Below are 12375 nucleotides of genomic sequence, written 5' to 3'. Positions count from 1 at the left end.
TTCACCCCGTCCGAGGACGGCATCAGCGGCGAGATCCGCTCCCATTGATCGTCAGAAAGCACCCGTTCGCGAGACATGACCGCATCAAAACAGCCCCACGCTCCGGAACATAGGAGACACGCCCTAGCGGTGCAGCCGTGGATGCAGAGCAGGTCTGACGGATCGGTCATGAGCGTCCTCGCCTAGTTGACTAGGCGTCAAATATAATTGACGCAGCGTCAAAAGAGAAGACGTTTGTCAGGCGCGGCCCCCGATCGAGGCCAACCAGATCTGCTTGAGCACCTCGACGGTCTCCTCGCTCGCTGCGGCGCCGGCTCTGTCGCTCCGGTCCTGGTAGAGCAGGTACATGGTCGCTTCGCCGAGGCGGCGCACCAGTGCGGGGACGTCGTCCAGGACCGGTGTCACCAGTCCCGCGGCCCGGTCGCGCTCGACCTGCTGCGAGATGAGGCCGGCGATCCGTGCGACCTGCTCCTTCCACACGCGAGCGAGCTCCTCGTTGAGCGGGAGGGCCTCGACCGACGCGATCAGCAAGGCTTCGTGCGCCTGCCAGATGCGGAGGGCGTCGCGGAGCACCCGGCTGACGAAGTCGCCGACCGACTCTGCGTCCGGGCGGACGTAGGAGCCGGTGACCTCGACGAACTCGGACCAGAGCGCGGCGGACGCGAACCCGAGCGCGGCGTACTTCGACTCGAAGTAGAAGTAGAACCCCGAGCGGGTGACGCCCGCCTCGGCGGTGATGTCCGCGACGGACAGGTCTCCGAACCGCTTCTCCTCCAGGAGGCGGGTCATCGCCTGAAGAATGGAGTCCCGTTGCAGGTCACCCTTGCGGGTGGGTCGACGGTCCTCGCCCCTCGCTGCCGGAGACCGCAGGCTCGAGGGACGTGTGGGTGGCACGACAGCCACCCTAAGCCCCGTCCGGGCCGGATCCTTTCCGCCAGAGTCATCCCGCCAGCCGGTTGATCTTGCGGATCTGCTTGTCGAAGGCACGCCACGGGACCAGGCGGCGCAGGACGCTGACCCGTCCGGCCAGCGGGCCGGCGGGGTAGCGCAGCCGCGGGTTGGCATCGGTCGCGGCTGCGACGATCACCTTCGCGACGACGGTGGGGTCGTCGGCCTTGGCCATCGCCTCGGTGATCACGTCGCGAGCGACGTCCCGCTGTCCGGCGTACGCCGGGAGGGGCGACGCGGACCACGCGGCGTTCGCCTCGAAGGCAGTGCTGGTGTAGCCCGGCTCGACCAGGAGCACGCGGACGCCGTGCTCCCGGACCTCATGGTCGACGGACTCCGAGTAGCCCTCGACCGCGTGCTTCGTCGAGGCGTAGACGGCCATGTACGGCGCGGGGATCAGGCCCACGACGGACGAGATGTTGATGACCCGGCCAGCGCCCTCGGCCCGCATGTGCGGCAGGACCGCGTTCGTCATCCGGATCGTGCCGAAGACGTTGGTTTCGAAGACTGCCTTGGCCTGGCTGATCGAGCTCTCCTCGGCCGCCCCGGCCATGCCCACGCCGGCGTTGTTGACGAGCACGTCGATCCGGCCGAACCGTTCGATCACCTCGGCCACCAAGGCGCTGACCGACTCGTCCCGGGTCACGTCGAGATCCAGGAAGGTCACGCCGTCGAGCGGTGCGACCCGGGTCGCATCCCTGCTGGTGCCGACGACGGAGAACCCGGCGTCGAAGAGTGCGCGCGCGGCTGCGCGGCCGATTCCCGAAGAGGCGCCGGTGACCAATGCCACCGACTGACGTGCGTGCTTACTCGTTGCCATCTGTCGTCTCCTGTGCGTTGAGGGTGAGCTCCCTCGACCTCGGCCGCCTTCACGGTAGGAGGGCCCGTTTGGCGCGTCATAGGACGCGTGCGCCTCGACCTGGGACAGGTGCGCCGCCGCGGAGATCACGTCAGGCCGGGGTCTCCTGCGCCAGTCCGGCGTGGATCGTGCGTGTCGTTGACATGAGAGCGAGTGTTCTCTACCGTGATGTGACAGCGCCCACACCGACCGCAGACGGAGTCGTCGGGCTGAGACCGAGAGTTGCTCGGAGCAAGGACCAGCACGTGAAACTCGAGCACTCGTTCCACGTCGATGACGATGTCGACGCGGCCTGGGACGTCCTCAACGACGTCCGTAGAACGGCCCTGTGCATGCCAGGAGCTGCGGTCGACACCGTCGACGGCGACGACATCACCGGACGGTGCAAGGTCAAGCTCGGACCGATCACGCTGACCTACCGGGGGCAGGCGACGTTCATCGAACGCGACGCCGCAGCTCACCGGATCGTGCTGGAAGGGCAGGGCCAGGACGGGTCCAACGGGCGCGCGTCGATCACTGTCGTCGCCAACCTGACCGCCGATGGAGGTCGGACCCGGGTGGATCTCGAGACCGACCTCAAGCTCACCGGGAAGCCCGCCCAGTTCGGCCGCGGCGTCATGGCCGATGTCAGCGACCGGCTGATCGGCCAGTTCGCTGACGCACTCGCGCAGCAGCTCGCTGCTGACCAGCCGACCTCCGGTGAGCTCGAGCCAAGCTCCGAAGGCGACCTCGCGCCGGCGGAACCGCTGGATCTCCTCGCAGTGGCAAGCGACGCGGTAGCTCGCCGCTCGGCCGTGGTGGCGGCCTCGCTGGTCTGCGCACTGCTCCTCGTCATCGGCACCCGGCGGGCGTCACAGCGACGTTCACGGCGCCGCCAGCACTGATCACCCCTCGAGTCAACGGAGCGCCCACCCATGTCACACCACGCAGTCACCACTGAACGGTCCGCTGACGCGCACCGGGTTGCGATCTCCTACGTGCTCAACGGGGGACCGGTGAGCTGTGAGGTGGACGCGCGGACCCTGCTGGTGCACCACCTCCGGGAGGAACGCAACCTCACCGGGACCCACGTCGGTTGCGACACCAGCCAGTGCGGCGCCTGTGCGGTCCACGTCGACGGACGAGCCGTGAAGTCGTGCACGGTCCTCGCGGCCCAGGTCCACGGCTGCGAGGTGACGACGATCGAAGGGGTGCGAGGCGAGGGTCCGGACGGACTGCACCCCGTCCAGGAGGCGCTGCGACGCAAGCACGGACTGCAATGCGGCTTCTGCACGCCGGGCGTCGTGATGACGGCGCTGAACCTGCTCGAGACCGACGAACCACTGACGACCGCACAGGTCCAGCACGGACTCACCGGCAACATCTGCCGTTGCACCGGCTACCAGAACATCGTCGATGCCCTCGTCGAGCTGTCCGCGGCTGGTCCGGAGTCGGTCGATGAGTAGCACGACGGCACCGGCGCAACCGGTGACCTCGAGGCAGTACGTCGGAGAGTCCGTGCCCCGGCGCGAAGACTTCCGGTTCCTGACGGGCACGGGAAAGTTCACCGAGGACATCAAGCTGACCGGGCTGGTCTACGCGTCGGTGGTGCGCTCCACCCTCGCCCATGCGGACATCGTCTCCATCAACACCGACGCCGCTCGTGCCCAACCGGGTGTGGTCGCGGTCTTCACGGCCGCCGACTTCGGCGACGACGAGGTCGGAACGATCCCGACCGACTGGACGCTGCCCATCATGGACGGCATCCCCGCTCGGTACCCGCTCGCTCGCGAGACCGTGAAGTACGTCGGTGAGGGAGTGGCGGTGGTCGTCGCCGAGACCCGCGCCCAGGCTGACGACGCCATCCACTTCGTCGACGTCGAGTACGTCGAACGTCCTGCGGTGGTCGACACGGAGGGCGCTGCACGTGAGGGCGCGCCTCTGGTGCACGAGCACTACGAGCGCAACACCTCCTACCTCTGGCACCTCGGCACCGGCGACTGGGAGGCCGTGGCAGCGGCTGCCGATCACGTGATCGATGTCCGGTTGGTCAACCAGCGCGTCCACGCCAGCTCGCTGGAGGCGCGCGTGTCCCTTGCCGACTACCAGGTCGGCACCGGCACGCTCACGTTGTACCTCGGCACGCAGAACGTCCACGTCGTACGCCGGAACCTCTCGATCGCCATCGGCATCCCCGAGAACCGCATCCGCGTCGTCACTCCCGCCGTCGGTGGGGCGTTCGGATCGAAGCTGTGCCTCTATCCCGAGGACGTCATCGTGTCCGCGGTGAGCCGCCGCCTGGGCCGGCCGGTGCGATGGGCAGAGACGCGGGCCGAGCACTTCACCGGCACGTCCGGCGGGCGCGACCACGTCGAGTACGTCTCGCTGGCCGCTGACGACCAGGGCAAGATCCTGGCCCTGAAGGTCACGACCTACGCCAACCTGGGTGCCTACGTCTCGGGCATGGGCGCCGGCATCCCGGTGGTGGCGGGGATGGTCTTCCCCGGGGTCTACGACATCGCCGTCGCCGATGTCGACATCCACGGTGTCTTCACCAACACCAGCACCACCGAGACCTACCGAGGCGCAGGACGGCCGGAGGCCGCCTACCTGATCGAGCGGGCTGTCGACGAGCTCGCCGCCAAGACCGGTATCGACCGCGTCGAGCTGCGCCGCCGGAACTTCATCCAGCCGCACCAGTTCCCGTACTCGAACGCCACCGGCATGACCTACGACTCCGGCGACTACGAGAGGGCCCTGGACAAGGCGCTCGACATGGTCGGCTGGGATGCGCTGCTCGCCGAGCAGGAGGCAGCCCGGACGCAAGGAAGGATCGTCGGACTCGGGCTGAGTGTCTACACCGAGTTCTGCGGGTTCGGCGACGCGTTCCAGCTGCAGCTCGTGGGCTTCGACCGGGCCACCTGGGAGCAATCGGTCATCACGGTGACCAGGACTGGGTCGGTGATCGTCCAGGTCGGCATCGACGCCGCCGGCCAGGGCCACGAGACCTCGATCGCCCAGATCGTTGCGACCGAGCTCGGGCTCGACATCGACGACGTCGAGGTGCTCCAGGGCGACACCGACATCGTTCACTTCGGCACCGGGACGTTCAACTCACGATCGATGTCCAGCGCCGGGACCTCAGCCGCGCTCGCCGCTCGCAAGATCATGGCCAAGGCCACCCGGCTCGCCGCCCACCTGCTCGACGCCGATGTCGACGACCTCGTCTACCAGGACGGGGTCTTCACCGTCGGCCCGGACGGTGGCCGGCAGCTGAGCTTCGAGGACGTCGCCGTCGAGGCGTGGCGGGGAGTCGACCTCCCCGAGGGGATGGAGCCGACGCTGAAGGAGATGGCGGTGTTCGACCCACCCGCTTTCACCAGCCCGTTCGGGGTGCACGTCGCCGCAGTGGAGGTCGACCCCGACACCGGCGCCATCACCATCGACCGCTACATCGCCGTCGACGACTGCGGCAACCTGATCAACCCGCAGCTCGTCGACGGCCAGATCCACGGCGGAGTCGCACAAGGCATCGGTCAGGCCCTCTACGAAGGTCTCTCCTGGGACGAGGACGGCCAGCCGACGGCGGCCAGCTTCATGCAGTACGCCGTTCCCCGGGCGCACCAGCTGCCCCGTCTCGAAACGGGCCACACCGTCACGCCTTCGCCCGTCAACCCGCTCGGGGTCAAGGGTGTCGGTGAGTCGGGTGCGATCGGTTCGCAGCCCGCCGTCGTCAACGCGGTCATGGACGCGGTGCGCCGGCTCGGCGTCGACAACCTCGACATGCCGCTCACCCCCGCCAAGGTGTGGACAGCGCTGCAGGAGGCCGCGAAGTGATCCCGTCGACGTTCGCCTACGCCGCACCGGAAACCCTCCACGATGCGATGTCGATCCTGGCGGCCAACGCCGACGAGACCAAGATCATGGCCGGCGGACAGAGCCTCATCCCCCTGCTCAAGCTGCGTCTCGCCGGCCCAGCAGTGGTCATGGACATCTCCCGTCTCGCCGACCTGCGGGGGATCGAGGAGACACCGTCGGGGTTCAGGATCGGCGCACTGGTCACTCATGAACGCCTCATCAACGACGGCGCGGTCACCCGGCGGTGGTCGATCGTCGAGGACGCGGGCGAGGACCTGGCAGACCCCCTCGTGCGCAACCTGGGGACCTTCGGTGGGTCACTGGCCCATGCCGATCCGGCCGGAGACTGGCCGGCTGTGGCTCTCGCGACGGACGTCGTCGTACACGTCCAGAGCCTGCGGGGCGCCCGTGAGATCCCCATCGAGGACTTCTTCACCTACCTGTTCACCGCGGACCTCGCCGACGACGAGATCCTCACCCACGTCGACCTTCCCAAGCCGGCGCCGGGGACGGTCACGGCGTACGTGAAGATCGCCCATCCGGCCTCGGGCTATGCCGTCGCAGCGGCGGGGGTCCGGCTCACCATCGACGCCGGCGGCACCTGCCGGGCTGCCCGGGTCGCCCTGACCGGCGTGGCGACGACACCGCTGCGTGCGGCGGAGGCAGAACGCGCGCTCGAGGGCGCCGTGATCGACGACGCCGCAGTACGACGCGCCGTCGAGTGCGCCGCTGACGGCATCGACGTCATGGGTGACACCTACGCGCCCGTCGACTACCGCCGGCACCTCATCGGCGTGGTGACGGGTCGCGCGATCCAGCGCGCCCTGGGTCGCCGGCCGTGACCGTCCGAGAAGCAAGAGAGGCAAGACCATGACCGACCAGCTGAAGTTCTTCTCCGAGGAGTGGTGCGCCGCAGCCGCCGCTGCACACCAGGGCGAGCTCGCCGTACGGCAGAGCAAGACCCTCAAGGACCCTGCCAACTTCAATCGCATCCTGGGCTTCGGGGTGACGGACCGGCCCGATCTGGTCACGCAGGTCGAGATCGTGGCCGGCCGGGTCGTGAGCTGGTCGGCGACCAACCTCCATCCCGAGGACCAGGTCTTCGCCAGCTTCCAGGGGAAGGTCGAGCACTTCCGGGAGGCCGCCGAGGGAAGGACTCCCGCGGCGAACCTGGTCATGGGCGGCAAGGTGCGCCTGGTCCGAGGAACGATGAAGGACGCCATCGAGAACGCCCGCGCCCTGAACGTCCTCATCGGCGCCTGGGGCGACCTGCCGACCGACTGGGACGTCTGAGCCCTCCGCACGGACGGTGAAGAGAGACCGATGCGCGACATCCTCGACGGGCTGACTGCGTGGCGCGCCCGAGGCGAACCGTTCGCGCTCGCCACGGTCGTCCAGACCTGGAGCTCCGCTCCGCGCCCACCCGGCACCGCGATGGCTGTGTCGGCGGCCGGGGAGGTGCTCGGCAGCATCTCCGGCGGATGCGTCGAAGGCGACACCTACGAGCTGGCGCGGCACGTCATCAAGAGTGGCGAGGCCGCGCTCGCGCGCTTCGGCGTGACCGACGACGACGCATTCGCATCCGGTCTCACCTGCGGCGGCATCATCGACGTGTTCGTCGAGCCTGTCGGAGAACTGCAGTACCCGACGTTCGACAAGGTCCTCGACGCGATCCGAGGCCACCGTCCGGTCGTCGTCGCCACCGTCACCTCCGGGACCGCCGTCGGGCAACACGTCACCCTGGACGAGTCCGGGGTGGTCGCATCGGCGGCCGGCCTTAAGCCCGACGACAGCCTGGTGTCCCGGATGGGCGCCATGCTCACCCAGTCAGACACCGACGTCATCCACGGCGGGCAGACGACCGGCTCGCTGCCGTCTGCCTCGATGTTCCTCCAGTCGTACGCGCCCCCGCCGCGGATGATCGTCTTCGGCGCGATCGACTTCGCGGCCGCAGTCGCAGACATCGGGAAGTTCCTCGGCTACCACGTCACGGTCTGCGACGCGCGGCCCGTGTTCGCAACCGCGGCCCGGTTCCCCGACGTCGACCGCCTTGTCGTCGACTGGCCGCACCGGTACCTGCGCACCCAGAGGGTCGAGGAGAGCACCGTCCTGTGCGTCCTGACCCACGACCCGAAGTTCGACATCCCCCTCCTCGAGGTCGCACTGGAGACGCCGGCACGCTACATCGGCGTGATGGGCAGTCGCCGCTCACACAGAAGCCGCCTCGAGTCGCTGCGCGGCGCGGGGATCCCCGAAGGGCAGCTCGACCGCCTCTCCTCGCCCATCGGCCTCGACCTGGGGGCGCGAACCTCGGAGGAGACCGCGGTCTCCATCGCCGCCGAGATCATCGCCGCAGCTCGGGGAGCCACTGGGCTCCCGTTGCGCGAACGCGAAGGAGCGATCCACCGATGACTACCTCTCGATGCCCGCACCCCACCAGCAACGGTCAATCCCTAGGAGATTCGATGGCCCACCCGGCTACCCGTGACTACGCGGTCACACTCGACGACGGACCGGATGCCAACGGCATCGCCGGCGTCGTCGCGACGCTTCTGACGCAGAACCTCGAGGCCTTCCCTGCGCGGGTCCGGCTTGCCCGCAAGCTCAAGCGGCCGGTGATCATCAGCGCCAGCGATATCGACAGCACCTGCACCATCACCTGCGGGTCGCATGACGTCACGATCTCCAACGATGTCGTCGGCGAGCCCAGCGTGACCGTGGCGGCAACCGTCGAGCAGATCCTCGACCTGTCACAGCTGCGGATGAAGGCGTCGGGACTCTTGCCAGTGGGCTTCTTCACCAGGCGCGGCATCCGGGTCCTGGCTGCGATCGCGGGCGGCAAGCTCGCTGTGCGCGGCCTGGTCACCCATCCCGTCACCGCGCTGCGCGTGATCGCTCTGCTGTCGGTGGTGTCCTGATGCTCAACGTCGCACAGATCCTGTCGGGCGCGGCCGCGGCCGCGCCTCATCGCACGGCGTTGCGGTTCGGCGACGTCGACATGTCGGTCGAGACTCTCGACACCCTCGCCAAGCAGTGCGCCCGTCTGTTCGCCACTGACGGCGTCGGCCGGGGGCAGCGGGTGGCGATGGTGATGCCGAACGTGCCGCATTTCCCCGTGGCCTACTACGGCGCCCTCCGCGCCGGCGCCACCGTCGTCCCGCTGTCCCCACTGCTCACTGCGGGGGAGCTCGAGTTCATCTTCGGTGACTGTGCGCCCACGGTCGTCGTCGTCTGGAGCGGCTTCCACGAAGCGGTCGCCAAGGCCGCCGAGACCTGCGGTGTGAAGGTGGTCTACTCGGCCGGACCACCGGGCGGGCCGGAGACGGGGCTTCCCGACCTGCTCGAGAGTGCAGCGTGCGCGGTCGGTGATGACGAGATCGCCTGTACCGACGCCTCTGATCTCGCGGTGATCATCTACACGTCGGGCACCACCGGCTCGCCGAAGGGCGCGGCGCTGACGCATGACAACCTGCTGTGGAATACGCGCATCTTCAGCGAGAAGGTCGGCCTGGTGGCCGGCGACGTCGCGCTGGCCGCGTTGCCGTTCTTCCACTCCTTCGGGCAGACCTGCATCCTCAACGCCGGCCTGCACGCAGGCGTCGAGCTGGTGCTTCAGCCACGGTTCGACGCCGCCGCGGCCCTGGATCTCGTCGAGCGCCACAGGATCACCCTGTTCATGGGGGTGCCGAGCATGCACGCAGCGGTCCTGGCAGAACAACGATCGAAGCCGCGGGACCTGTCCTCCCTCCGATGGATGGCGTCGGGCGGGAGCGGCCTGGCAGCCGGCCTCCGCGAGGAGCTGGCCCGCGAGATACCGGTGCCGGTGTTCGAGGGCTACGGCCTTTCCGAGACCTCTCCGATCACCCATGTCTGCGGCCCGGGCTCCCACAAGCCCGGCAAGGTCGGCCAGCCGTTGTGGGGGATCGAGCAGCGGGTCGTCAGCGACGACGGCACCGTGCTGGGTGTGGGCGACGTCGGCGAGCTTCACGTGCGCGGCCACGCAGTGATGTCGGGCTACTACGGCCGACCCGACGCGACGGCCGCCGTGATCGATTCCGGCGGCTGGTTCGCGACAGGCGACCTGGTCACGATCGACGAGGACGGCTTCGTCGAGATCGTCGACCGCAAGAAGGACCTCATCATCCGGAACGGCCACAACGTGTATCCGTCGGACATCGAAGCCGTCCTGAGCGCGCACCCAGCGGTGCAGCTGTCCGCCGTGATCGGCGTCCCTGACGACAAGGTCGGCGAGGAGGTCGCGGCGGTCGTCATGCTGAAGCCCGGTGCCGAGGCGACGACGGAGGAGATCAGTGCCTTCGTCAAGGAGCGGATCGCCGGGGACAAGTACCCCCGCATCGTGCGGATCGTCGGTGACCTCCCGCTCGGGCCGAGCGGCAAGGTGCTCAAGCGGGCCATCGACTTGTCCCACCACTGACCGAGAATGCAACAACGGACCTATGGCGTTCGCCGTAGGTCCGTTGTTGCATTCGTTCTTAGGTCAGGCGCGCGCCTTCTGCTTGAACGCGGTGACGGCGGACATCACCAGGGCCGACGGGTTGACGTGGTCGGGGTAGAGCTCGGTCATGCGCCGGACGAGCTCGCGAGAGTCGGAGCTCGACTCGAGTTGATGTCGGTCATCGGTCAGACGACCTCGAAGAGGCCCGCGGCACCCATCCCGGTGGCCGCGCACATCGTGGTCACGACGTACTTCGCACCGCGTCGCTTGCCCTCGATCAGCGCGTGCCCGACCATCCGCGCCCCGCTCATGCCGTAGGGGTGTCCGATGGAGATCGCGCCGCCGTTGACGTTGAGGAACTCGTCGGGGATCCCGAGCGTGTCACGGCAGTAGGCGACCTGGACGGCGAAAGCCTCGTTGAGCTCCCACAGATCGATGTCAGCCACGGTGAGTCCGAACCGGTCCAGCAGCTTCGGGACTGCGATGACCGGACCGATGCCCATCTCGTCGGGCTCGAGACCCACGCTGGCGTAGCCGCGGAAGTACCCCAGCGGCTCCACTCCCTTGCGCTCGGCTTCCTCGCCGCTCATCACGACGACCGCTGAAGCGCCGTCCGAGAGCTGGCTGGCGTTGCCGGCAGTGACGCAGCCCTCGGGACGAACGACCGGCTTCAGTGCCTGAAGCCCTTCGAGCGTGGTGCTGGGCCGGTTTCCCTCGTCCTTCGTCAGGGTCACCGTCTCGTAGGACACGTCGCCCGTCTCCTTGTCGACGATGCGCTTGGTGGACTCCATCGGCACGATCTCGTCGTCGAACTTGCCTTCGGCCTGGGCGCGAGCGGTCCGCTCCTGGCTTCTGAGAGAGAGCTCGTCCTGGATCTCTCGGCTGACGCCGTACCGGTCGTAGACGACCTCGGCGGTGTCGATCATGTGGGTGTAGAAGTCGGGCTTGTTCTTCTCGATCCACGGTTCCGGGGACATGAACTGGAAGCCGGGCACCTGAACCATGCTGATGGACTCGACGCCGCCGGCCGCGACGACATCCAGGCCCTCGTTCAGCACCTTGTACGACGCGAAGGCGATCGCTTCCAGCCCGGAGGTGCAGAACTTGTTCAGGGTGCTCCCCGGGACGGAAACCGGCAGACCCGCACGGATCGCGATCTGGCGGGCGATGCCGCCTGCAGCAACGTCGGACGGCATGGCGAGCCCCACGGTGAGGTCCTGGATCTCGTCCGGGTCGACCCCGGCCCTCTCGACAGCGTGCTTGACGACGTGCCCGCCCATGGTGGTGGGGTGGGTGTCGTTGAAGGCTCCTCGATAGGCCTTTCCGATGGGGGTCCTCGCTGTGGACGCGATGACGGCTTCACGCATGGTTGAGTCCTAGGTTCGTGTGATCGGAGTGAATGTTTCGCGGGCGGTGAGGTCGGGACCTCAGCGGCCCACGTAGTTGCCGGCGCGCTTCTCCTTGAACGACAGCAGCCCTTCGGCGGCGTCCTCGGTGCCGAGGATCTCCGTCCGGAGCGGCGCGATCGTGTCGAGCGCGGCCTGGAGGCCCTCGTCGTGCACGCGTCGTGCCACAGCGAGCGTGTGCCGCACGCCGATGGGCGCAGCATTCGCAACCGCGGTAGCCAGCTCGACGGCCCGGTCCTTGAGCCGCTCGGCCGGAACCACCTCCTGGATCAGACCGATCCGATGTGCTTCCTGGGCATCGAGGATGTCGCCGGTCAGCAGGTAGCGCATCGCATTGCCCCAGCCGACGCGATCGCTCCAGCGGGCCGCCCCGCCTCCGAACGCGAACAGGCCGCGAGCAACCTCGGGCTGACCGAAGTAGGTGCCCTCGGCGGCGATGATCATGTCGCTGGCCAGTGCCAGCTCGAGCCCGCCCGCGAAGCACATCCCGTGCACGACAGCGATCAGCGGCTTGGACAGGCGAGCACCCTCGGTCCCGAAGGGGTCGAAGTCGTCAGGGCCGTAGGTGACGCCGCCGTCGTCGGTCACCAGCTCCTGGAGCCGGGTCAGGTCTGCCCCGCCGCAGTAGACGGCGCCCTCGCCGTACAGGACCGCGCAACGCAGGTTCTCATCTGCGTCGTAGCGGGCGTAGATCGCGGACAGCTCAGCGAACATCTCGGGCGTCAACGCGTTCCGCTTGTCCGTCCGGTCCAGTCCGATCAGCAACACCTGACCTTGAACCTCTGTCACCACACCGCCGGTCGTCTGACCCGCCTCTGCCTGTACCTCGGCTGCACTGCCCGACATCTGTCGTCCTCTCATCGGTGAGA

12 protein-coding genes are annotated in these 12375 nt (G+C 68.2%); 8 read left to right on the top strand and 4 right to left on the bottom strand.

From position 1 onward, the window contains the following. Positions 1-237 precede the first annotated feature (237 nt). Positions 238-789 carry a TetR/AcrR family transcriptional regulator gene (locus D0Z08_RS15465; protein ID WP_118926133.1) on the bottom strand — a complete coding sequence of 184 codons (552 nt, stop codon included), beginning with the start codon at positions 787-789 and terminating at the stop codon, positions 238-240. Positions 790-940: 151 nt separating this feature from the next. Then, entirely contained in the window at positions 941-1768 is an 828-nt protein-coding gene (locus tag D0Z08_RS15460) for an oxidoreductase (RefSeq protein WP_118926132.1), read from the bottom strand. A 284-nt stretch (positions 1769-2052) separates the two neighbouring features. Between D0Z08_RS15460 and D0Z08_RS15455 the strand changes: the two genes are divergently transcribed. The 8 genes from D0Z08_RS15455 to D0Z08_RS15420 are packed head-to-tail and all read left to right on the top strand — an operon-like array spanning position 2053 to position 10079. Beyond that, entirely contained in the window at positions 2053-2691 is a 639-nt protein-coding gene (locus D0Z08_RS15455; protein ID WP_118926131.1) for an SRPBCC family protein, read from the top strand. A gap of 30 nt (positions 2692-2721) precedes the next feature. After that, positions 2722-3252 carry a (2Fe-2S)-binding protein gene (locus tag D0Z08_RS15450; RefSeq protein WP_118926130.1) on the top strand — a complete coding sequence of 177 codons (531 nt, stop codon included), beginning with the start codon at positions 2722-2724 and terminating at the stop codon, positions 3250-3252. Beyond that, complete coding sequence (locus D0Z08_RS15445; RefSeq protein ID WP_182481326.1) at positions 3245-5623, top strand: xanthine dehydrogenase family protein molybdopterin-binding subunit; 2379 nt, start codon at positions 3245-3247, stop codon at positions 5621-5623. Before D0Z08_RS15450 ends, D0Z08_RS15445 begins: the two co-directional genes overlap by 8 nt. Then, entirely contained in the window at positions 5620-6486 is an 867-nt protein-coding gene (locus D0Z08_RS15440; protein ID WP_118926128.1) for an FAD binding domain-containing protein, read from the top strand. Before D0Z08_RS15445 ends, D0Z08_RS15440 begins: the two co-directional genes overlap by 4 nt. A gap of 28 nt (positions 6487-6514) precedes the next feature. Beyond that, the gene (locus D0Z08_RS15435; protein WP_118926127.1) at positions 6515-6937 is read left to right on the top strand and encodes a hypothetical protein; all 423 of its coding nucleotides are present in this window, start codon (positions 6515-6517) and stop codon (positions 6935-6937) included. A gap of 30 nt (positions 6938-6967) precedes the next feature. Then, complete coding sequence (locus D0Z08_RS15430; RefSeq protein WP_118926126.1) at positions 6968-8056, top strand: XdhC family protein; 1089 nt, start codon at positions 6968-6970, stop codon at positions 8054-8056. A 53-nt stretch (positions 8057-8109) separates the two neighbouring features. Continuing rightward, on the top strand, positions 8110-8562 hold the full coding sequence (locus tag D0Z08_RS15425; protein WP_118926125.1) for a hypothetical protein: 453 nt from the start codon (positions 8110-8112) through the stop codon (positions 8560-8562). After that, positions 8562-10079 carry an AMP-binding protein gene (locus D0Z08_RS15420; RefSeq protein ID WP_118926124.1) on the top strand — a complete coding sequence of 506 codons (1518 nt, stop codon included), beginning with the start codon at positions 8562-8564 and terminating at the stop codon, positions 10077-10079. The genes D0Z08_RS15425 and D0Z08_RS15420 overlap by 1 nt, the downstream gene beginning before the upstream one ends. Before the next feature lie 206 nt (positions 10080-10285). On the opposite strand, the gene D0Z08_RS15410 is transcribed toward D0Z08_RS15420, so the two are convergent. Continuing rightward, entirely contained in the window at positions 10286-11467 is a 1182-nt protein-coding gene (locus D0Z08_RS15410) for an acetyl-CoA C-acyltransferase (RefSeq protein WP_118926123.1), read from the bottom strand. A 60-nt stretch (positions 11468-11527) separates the two neighbouring features. Further along, entirely contained in the window at positions 11528-12352 is an 825-nt protein-coding gene (locus D0Z08_RS15405) for a crotonase/enoyl-CoA hydratase family protein (RefSeq protein ID WP_118926122.1), read from the bottom strand. Positions 12353-12375: the final 23 nt, after the last annotated feature.

This window comes from Nocardioides immobilis (genome assembly GCF_003515065.1).
In the GTDB taxonomy this organism is placed as follows: domain Bacteria; phylum Actinomycetota; class Actinomycetes; order Propionibacteriales; family Nocardioidaceae; genus Nocardioides; species Nocardioides immobilis.
This window is presented reverse-complemented; position numbering and strand designations above follow the sequence as displayed.